The organism is Arthrobacter sp. Y3225116, from assembly GCF_059091245.1.
This window is the reverse complement of record NZ_JBNHGL010000259.1, coordinates 1-3878: the sequence shown is the minus strand read 5'-3', so window position 1 is coordinate 3878 and position 3878 is coordinate 1. Positions and strand designations below refer to the sequence as shown.

Here is a 3878-nt window from a genome sequence, read left to right as displayed (position 1 = left end):
CCGGCCGCGCGGTCCGCCCGCCCGCCACCGGGCCGCCGGCCGCGGGACGGCTACCCCTTGTCCTGCGACGTCCAGGTCTTCCAGTCCACGTTCCAGTCCCCGAAGCCGTCCGTCGGGTCCAGGAAACCGCCGTCGGTGTTGCGGATATCCACGATGTCCCCGGTCCGCATGGTCTCGTAGAAGTACCGGGCGCCGGCTTCGGACATGCCCACGCAACCGTGGGAAATGTTGCGCACGCCCAGGGCCGAGGGGTCCAGGGTGGTGTGGACGAACTCGCCGCTGTTGCTCAACCGGCTGGCGTACTTGGCGTCGAACGGCTCGTACCAGTCCGGGTCTCCCGGTTTGAGCCCGATGCTGCGCGGGTTGAACGGCAGCGACTTATGCATGTCCATGATCGGGTGGATGCCCTTGCTGGACGGCCAGTTCGGGTCGCCCAGCGTCACCGGGAAGGTCTTGGCCAGCTCGCCGCCCACGTAGATCTTCATGGTCTTGGTCTTGTTGTCCACGATCGCCCGGCGGTCATCGAGGATGTTGACGGTGATCTTCTCGTCGTTCATGCCGATCATGTCGTTGCCGAACTCCACGCCGAACAGTTTCATGTCCACGGTCACCGTGCTGTTCGGCTCCCAGTATCTTTCCGCGCGGAAGCGGGCCTTGGTGTCCGAGTACCAGTAGAACTCGCCCTTCTGCCCGGCGGAGGTGGTGATGGCGATGGCCTCCTCCACCGCTTCCTTGTTGAGCACGGGTTCGCTGAAGTTGAACTCCAGCGGCTGGGCGATGCCCACGCTTTGCCCGTCCAGCGGGTACATCCAGCCGTCGGCCTGGTTGGGTGCGAGCACGGTGGTGAAGGTCTGCTGCTTCGCGGTCTCGGTGCCGGCGCGGTCCACGAGGGTGTAGTTGAACTCGTATTCGGTCAGGAAGTCCAGTCGTTCCGTCGCCTTCCAGACGCTGCCGTCGTCGGACAGCTCCCCGGCGATCGGTTCGCCGCCCTTTGCCGGCGCCAACGCCACATCCTTGATGGAGGCGTTCTTGGCGGTGATGGTGGCCACGGTGGCGGGATTGACCTCCACGGCTTTGTCTGCCGGGGTGACACCGACCGACATCTCCTTGACGACCGGCGCGGAGAAGCCCTGCCGCTCGGCCGGGGCGGCGGCGAACACCCGTCCCAACTGGGCACCGAACGTGGGCGACGCCATGGTTGCTGCCGTGACGGCCGCGGCGGCAGCCACCAGCACTCCGACGATGCACAGCAGGGCGATCTTAAGGCCCTTGCGCTTCTTCTGTTCCTCAGTCATCCCAACCCAACTCACGAGACCCCGGCGGCAGGCGGTCGCCGCTGAAGGGCACGACAGCACCCTGCTTCCATCGTAGGGCGGGCACCGCCGAAGGCACGGGTTATTGCGGGCGAGCCCGCCCAACAATCCGGTAACCATTTCACCGGACGGCCAACGGCGGGACGGGGCGCCCCGCCGTCGGCCCTCCGGCCTGGATCAGTAGCGGTAGTGGTCCGGCTTGTACGGGCCGGCGGCGTCCACGCCCAGGTACTCGGCCTGTTCCTTGGTCAGTTCGGTGAGTTCGACGCCGAGCGCGTCCAGGTGCAGCCGGGCGACCTTCTCGTCGAGCACCTTCGGCAGCACGTAGACCTGGTTGGCGTACTCGGGCTCGCCGGTGGCCGAATCCTCGGCCGGCTTGCCGTGCTTGGTGAACAGCTCGATCTGCGCGATGGTCTGGTTGGCGAACGAGTTGCTCATGACGAACGAAGGGTGCCCGGTGGCGTTGCCCAGGTTCAGCAGGCGGCCCTCGGAGAGCACGATGATGGAGCGCTCGGTCGCCAGCCCGGCATCGAAAACCCATTCGTGCACCTGCGGCTTGATCTCCACCTTCTCCACGCCCTCGACGCCGGCCAGGCCCGCCATGTCGATTTCGTTGTCGAAGTGGCCGATGTTGCCCACGATGGCCTTGTCGCGCATCTTCACCATGTCGGACGCCATGATGACGTCCTTGTTGCCGGTGGTGGTGATGAAGATGTGGCCCTCGCCCACGACCTTGTCCAGGGTGGTGACCTGGTAGCCGTCCATCGCGGCCTGCAGCGCACAGATCGGGTCGATCTCGGTGACGACGACGCGGGCGCCCTGGCCGCGCAGCGCCTCGGCCGCGCCCTTGCCGACGTCGCCGTACCCGCAGACCACGGCGGTCTTGCCGCCCATCAGAACGTCGGTGGCCCGGTTGATGCCGTCCGGCAGCGAATGGCGGATGCCGTACTTGTTGTCGAACTTGGACTTGGTCACCGCGTCGTTGACGTTGATCGCCGGGAACAGCAGCTGGCCCTGCTCCGCCAGCTGGTAGAGCCGGTGCACGCCGGTGGTGGTTTCCTCGGTGACGCCGCGGATGCCGGCGGCGACCCGGGTGAACTTCTGCGGGTCCTTGGCCAGCGAGGCGCGCAGCACGTCCAGGATGATGGTGTACTCGTGCGGGTCCTCCGCGGTGGCCGAGGGGACGGCGCCGGCGGCCTCGAATTCGACGCCCTTGTGCAGCAGCAGGGTGGCGTCGCCGCCGTCGTCCAGAATCATGTTCGGCCCCAGCTCGGGATTCCCGTCGGCACCGGGCCAGGTCAGGATCTGCTCCGCCGTCCACCAGTACTCTTCGAGCGTTTCACCCTTCCAGGCGAAGACCGGAACGCCCTGCGGTTCCTCCGGCGTGCCGTTGCCCACCACGACGGCGGCTGCGGCCTCGTCCTGGGTGGAGAAGATGTTGCAGGAGGCCCAGCGGACCTCCGCTCCGAGCGCGGTCAGCGTTTCGATCAGGACCGCGGTCTGCACCGTCATGTGCAGGGAACCGGCAATCCTGGCGCCGGCCAGGGGCTGGGCCTCGCCGAACTCTGCGCGCAGGGCCATCAGGCCCGGCATCTCGTGCTCCGCCAGGCGGATCTGGTGGCGGCCGGCAGCTGCCAGCGAGAGGTCCTTGACCTTGTAATCGAACGTCACAGTCATGCTCCTAAGCGTCGTCAGCGGAACCGGCGGCGGCGCCGTCGTTGGTTGAATCAAGGGCGCCCCTGGCGGGGGCGGTGTGCGGGAGCAGCACGGGGATGCCGTCTTCGATCCGGTAGTGCAGCCGGTCTCCGGCGGCGGTGCGGCCGGTCGAGAGCAGTTCGTCGCCCTCCTGGACCAGTGATGAACCGGTAGCCGGGCAGCGCAAAACCGCCAGCAGTTCGGGGGTCAGATGTGCCATGCGATGGTGTCCTTTGATCTCCAGCAGCTTTGGCTGCGTCCGCTTCCGGCGGCCGGCGGCGCGGGGCTTCGCCGCGGACGGCAGGTTGCCGGCACGGCGCGCTGCCCGTCTCCCAGCGTATCGCCCTAGGGTTGTCCGCGCAGAATGCGCAGGTGCCCGCGTCGGGTGCCTGCGGCACCCGCGGGAGGTTCCAACGGCTCGCGCTGGCCGCGCGGCTGGGGCGCCTCGTCGGGCACCTCTGGAGTGCGGGCCGCCTCGCGCACGGCGTCGGCGAGGGCCAACAGGTCGTCGGGGTTGGGGACCGGTGCCTGCTCGGGCAGGGCCAGCCGCATGACTTCCCAGCCGCGGGGCACGGTCAGCCGTTCGGCGTGCTCGGCACACAGGTCGTAGCAGTGGGGCTCGGCGTAGGTTGCCAGCGGGCCCAGCACGGCGGTGGAATCGGCATACACGTACGTCAAAGTAGCGATGGCCGACCGCTGACAGGCCGAGCGTGAACATTGACGAATGGATCCCACGAGAATGCATCCTACTCCGGGCCTCCCTCCTTCCCGACCACCGGCGCGGGGCGGTGCGGGAAGATTAGGTCACAATCGGGTCGCGCGGACGCCGCCCGCCGGACGCTTCGGCGCACCGCCGCCGGGGCCGGATGC

4 protein-coding genes are annotated in these 3878 nt (G+C 68.0%); all 4 read right to left on the bottom strand.

Annotated elements, in window-relative coordinates; translation table 11 throughout:
- Positions 1 to 50 precede the first annotated feature (50 nt).
- Positions 51 to 1295 (bottom strand): L,D-transpeptidase, encoded by a 1245-nt coding sequence (locus tag AC5RV2_RS15690; RefSeq protein WP_494093102.1) that lies wholly within the window; start codon positions 1293 to 1295, stop codon positions 51 to 53.
- A 195-nt stretch (positions 1296 to 1490) separates the two neighbouring features.
- Positions 1491 to 2984 (bottom strand): adenosylhomocysteinase, encoded by a 1494-nt coding sequence (gene ahcY / locus AC5RV2_RS15685; protein WP_494068194.1) that lies wholly within the window; start codon positions 2982 to 2984, stop codon positions 1491 to 1493.
- A gap of 10 nt (positions 2985 to 2994) precedes the next feature.
- Positions 2995 to 3228, bottom strand: a complete 234-nt coding sequence (locus tag AC5RV2_RS15680) for a Trm112 family protein (RefSeq protein WP_494093101.1) — start codon at positions 3226 to 3228, stop codon at positions 2995 to 2997.
- A gap of 125 nt (positions 3229 to 3353) precedes the next feature.
- On the bottom strand, positions 3354 to 3743 hold the full coding sequence (locus AC5RV2_RS15675) for a DUF3499 domain-containing protein (RefSeq protein WP_494001441.1): 390 nt from the start codon (positions 3741 to 3743) through the stop codon (positions 3354 to 3356).
- Between the last annotated feature and the right edge of the window lie 135 nt (positions 3744 to 3878).

Excerpts from the sequence above, each read along its gene's own strand:
- AC5RV2_RS15690 (WP_494093102.1), bottom strand. The coding sequence starts at position 1,295 with ATGACTGAGGAACAGAAGAAGCGCAAGGGCCTTAAGATCGCCCTGCTG.
- AC5RV2_RS15680 (WP_494093101.1), bottom strand. The coding sequence starts at position 3,228 with ATGGCACATCTGACCCCCGAACTGCTGGCGGTTTTGCGCTGCCCGGCT.